We start from the raw sequence: 2,813 nt of genomic DNA on the forward strand, positions 1-2,813 counted from the left end.
GTAAGCATGCGCCGAAGGCCGTCTTGGATCAGGTGTTTTTCTCGTGTTCCATGATCGTTTCGATGACGTCTGGGTCACACTGTTCGCCGATGAGGAACTGATGGATGCCGCCCTCCCACGTGCGCAAATCCGCCAGAAGCTCCTGAAGGGACTCGATGCCGCGCTCGGTGAAGGTGACGAGGCTTTCGTCGGTGCCGTTGTAGACGCGGATCATCTCGCCGTAGTCGATGTTGTCGTCGTTCCAACTGACGATTTCGATCAGGTCCAGGCTTTCCCCGATCCGCCTCGCAACCTCGTCGATGCTGTAGACCTGCGTGACCCGTGCCATCATGCGGCTTCCCTCGACGGCCCGACAGGTTGGGACCATTCCCACGGCAGCAACTCATGCAGGCGCGAGACCGGCATGTCGGAGATGCGGGCGATGACGTCGGCGAGCCAGGCTTGCGGGTCAATGTCGTTCAGCTTCGCGGTGCCGATCAGGGAATACATGAAGGCGGCGCGATGCCCGCCGCGCTCGGACCCCGCGAAGAGCCACGACTTCCTGCCGAGAGCCACGCCGCGTAGCGATCTTTCTGCCGCGTTGTTGGTCAGGCAGACGCGGCCGTCGTCGAGGAACCGGGTGAAGCCCGGCCAATGGTTCGGCGCCAGCAGATAGTCGATCGCCTTGGCTACCTTGGCGTGCTTGGACAGGAGTACGCGTTCGCCGCGCAGCCAACGCTCCAGATCCTCGACCAACGGGGCCGACAGGCGCTGCCGGGCCTCCAGTCGATCCGCCGGATTGAACCCGTTGATCTCGCGCTCGATATCGAAGAGCGCGTCGATGCGCCGAACGGCCTCGAATGCGATCGGGGAGATCTCCTTGGCGTCCTTGCCCTTGCGGATATTCCCTTCCACGTCAGCCAGCTCAAAGAACTTGCGGCGGGCGTGTGACCAACACAGGGCCGACACAACAGTCCCCGGTAATCGCTTCGGGTCGTAGAGCTGGTTGTATCCGGCATAGGCGTCAGCTTGCAGGATGCCCTGCCAGCCCGCGAGATGCCCAGTCGGATGTTCGCCGCTGCGGTCGCGGGAGAAGCGGAAAGCCACCGCCGGCGGGGCGGTGCCGCCAAAGGGCCGATCATCACGGACATAGGTCCAGAGCCGGGCCGTCTTCGTGCCGCCCCGGGCCAGCAGCGGGACCGTCGTATCATCGCCATGTAACCGCTCTGCGGCCATGACATGGGCTTCGATCAGTGTATGCAGCGGCTCCAGCAACTCGGTCACCGCGCCGACCTGGTCGGCGAGCGTGGAGAGGCTGAGTTCCACGCCCTCGCGGGCATAGCGTTCGGCCTGGCGGTTCAGCGGTTGGTGCTGCCCGAACTTCTCGAACACGATCATCGCGAGGAGGCTTGGCCCCGCCCATCCCCGCGCAACGGGGTGGAATGGGGCGGGCGGCTGCGAGATCTTCTCGCAATCCCGACAGGTGAACTTCTCGCGGACGGTCTGGATCACCTTCCACTGCCGCGGCACCACCTCCAGCGTCTCGGTGATATCCTCGCCCATCTTCTTGATCCGGTCCGACCCGCAGCAGGCGCAGGCCGTCGGCGCCTTGATCACCACCCGTTCGCGCGGCAGATGCTCGGGGAACGCCTTGCGGACGGGCTTGCGCCGATCGAAAGCACGGACCTTCGTCGCCTTTTCTGCCGCCTGCTCGGCGCGAATGGCATCCTCGGCCGCGGCCGTTTCCAACTCCTCGAGCTGCAACTCGAGCTGATCGAGGAGCCGAGCAGTGCGCTCGGCGCTGCGGCCATACTTCTCGCGCTTGAGCATCGCGATCTCGAGCTTCAGGCCCGCGATCATCGCTTCTGATGCCGACACCACGGCATTAGAGCGGGCCAGTTCGGCCTTTGTGGCCGCCAGCTCGGCGCGCAGTATCTCGAGTTCGGAGGCGGCATCTGACATGGTCAAGATTTACCATGCCGGCTCAATAAAGCTATATAAAATAGGGCTCTGAAGGATATTTACCCTACCTTTGCAGGGCGCTGCGTCCAACGCGGATTACGCCAGTCGATCCCTTCCAGAAGATAGCCGATCTGGGCCGCAGAAATCTGGACCGTCTCGCCCGAGCCGCTGACCGGCCAGATGAACTTGCCCGCCTCCAGGCGCTTCATATAGAGCGACACGCCGACCCCATCATGCCAAAGCAGCTTCACGAGATCGCCACGGCGTCCTCGGAAGCAGAATATCTCCCCGGCATAGGGATCACGCCCGAGGCCTTGCTGCACCTGCAAGGCCAGCGTGTTCATGCCCTTCCGCATGTCCGTCACGCCGCCCGCGATCCACACCTTTGCGCCTGCCGGAAATGCGATCATGCCCGTTCCACCACCTGGATGAGCCGCGCAAGGGTCGACGTCTCGGTCGATGCGGCGGTCACGAGGCGACGTCCGTTTGGCAGGATGATCTCCACCCGATCATGGCTCATCTCATCCGCCCGACACTGCGCATCGGTGGCGACTTCCGGCGTCACGGCAACCGCTGCGAAATGCGTCCGGTCCCCATTGCCGATCAGAAGGCCCTCACGGGCCAGGCGACGCCACCGTGTGAGAAGCGAACGAGAGATCTCGTAGTGTCGTGCCGTTGCCGCGGCCATCCGCGGCGCCGCGTAGCTCTCCTCCACGATCCGCACCTTCTCGGCGTCGGTCCACCGCCGCCGCCGACCTGTATCCGAGACCGAAAGAACCTCTACTTGGGATATGAAGCTATGATCTGTCATAGCTTCATGCTCTTACAGGCAGCCGGGTGGGTCGGTCAGACGGCCCTCGGCGGATGCTTAC

4 protein-coding genes are annotated in these 2,813 nt (G+C 63.7%); all 4 read right to left on the reverse strand.

Features of this window, described 5'->3' with window-relative positions; translation table 11 throughout:
* Positions 1 to 28 precede the first annotated feature (28 nt).
* The 4 genes from GGR17_RS20075 to tnpA are packed head-to-tail and all read right to left on the reverse strand — an operon-like array spanning position 29 to position 2,752.
* Positions 29 to 328 carry a hypothetical protein gene (locus GGR17_RS20075; RefSeq protein ID WP_054540360.1) on the reverse strand — a complete coding sequence of 100 codons (300 nt, stop codon included), beginning with the start codon at positions 326 to 328 and terminating at the stop codon, positions 29 to 31.
* Positions 328 to 1,941 (reverse strand): IS66 family transposase, encoded by a 1,614-nt coding sequence (gene tnpC / locus GGR17_RS20080; protein ID WP_054538609.1) that lies wholly within the window; start codon positions 1,939 to 1,941, stop codon positions 328 to 330. Before tnpC ends, GGR17_RS20075 begins: the two co-directional genes overlap by 1 nt.
* A 59-nt stretch (positions 1,942 to 2,000) precedes the next feature.
* Positions 2,001 to 2,351 (reverse strand): IS66 family insertion sequence element accessory protein TnpB, encoded by a 351-nt coding sequence (tnpB, locus tag GGR17_RS20085; RefSeq protein ID WP_054538608.1) that lies wholly within the window; start codon positions 2,349 to 2,351, stop codon positions 2,001 to 2,003.
* The gene (gene tnpA / locus GGR17_RS20090) at positions 2,348 to 2,752 is read right to left on the reverse strand and encodes an IS66-like element accessory protein TnpA (RefSeq protein WP_054538607.1); all 405 of its coding nucleotides are present in this window, start codon (positions 2,750 to 2,752) and stop codon (positions 2,348 to 2,350) included. The genes tnpB and tnpA overlap by 4 nt, the downstream gene beginning before the upstream one ends.
* Positions 2,753 to 2,813 lie beyond the last annotated feature (61 nt).

Source organism: Actibacterium naphthalenivorans (assembly GCF_014196965.1).
Lineage (GTDB): Bacteria > Pseudomonadota > Alphaproteobacteria > Rhodobacterales > Rhodobacteraceae > Actibacterium_A > Actibacterium_A naphthalenivorans.

Excerpts from the sequence above, each read along its gene's own strand:
- tnpA (WP_054538607.1), bottom strand. The coding sequence starts at position 2,752 with ATGACAGATCATAGCTTCATATCCCAAGTAGAGGTTCTTTCGGTCTCG.
- tnpB (WP_054538608.1), bottom strand. The coding sequence starts at position 2,351 with ATGATCGCATTTCCGGCAGGCGCAAAGGTGTGGATCGCGGGCGGCGTG.
- GGR17_RS20075 (WP_054540360.1), bottom strand. The coding sequence starts at position 328 with ATGGCACGGGTCACGCAGGTCTACAGCATCGACGAGGTTGCGAGGCGG.
- tnpC (WP_054538609.1), bottom strand. The coding sequence starts at position 1,941 with ATGTCAGATGCCGCCTCCGAACTCGAGATACTGCGCGCCGAGCTGGCG.